General features: G+C 41.8%; 1 protein-coding gene. It reads right to left on the reverse strand.

All coding sequences use genetic code 11. The features are described 5' to 3' along the window. Positions 1 to 19: 19 nt before the first annotated feature. The coding region (locus tag AC3ASS_RS14460; protein ID WP_488284178.1) for a transposase at positions 20 to 519 on the reverse strand (500 nt) is incomplete at its 5' end.

Genomic DNA, 519 nt, shown 5'->3' on the forward strand with positions numbered 1-519 from the left:
GGGGCTGTCCGATAAGTCCCTAATAATGAAGCAAGTGGAGAAAAACGACTCGTTTTTCTCCACTTGCTTTTGTATTTTTTCGGTTTTGATCTGAAAGTAGCTGGCGTTTGCCTGCTACTTTCAGGATGTTGTGGGCTAATGCCACAATTCCAAACTCGACATGTACTTTGTCGAGACCCCGTAAAGAAAATCTGCGGAACAACCGATTGCCCTTGATGTGACCGAACACACTTTCTACTTCGACCTTGCGTCGAGCATAGATAGCGGCTTTTTCTTCACATTCAAGGGCTGTTTTTGCCTTTGCTTTCATTTCTTCGAAGACGGTATTCCAGTGAACTTGTCGATTCCCTTTTGCTTTCGTACATTTCGCTTTTAATGGGCAATCCGTACAGTCTTCACATTCGTATATTTTAAAACTTTGCTCATACCCAGACTGATTCTTTTTGGTTTGATACTTTTTAAACAAGACTTTCCTTCCATTCGGGCAGATAAAACAATCATCCTGTTCAAGATAGGTCC

The organism is Bacillus sp. JST-5, assembly GCF_057747715.1.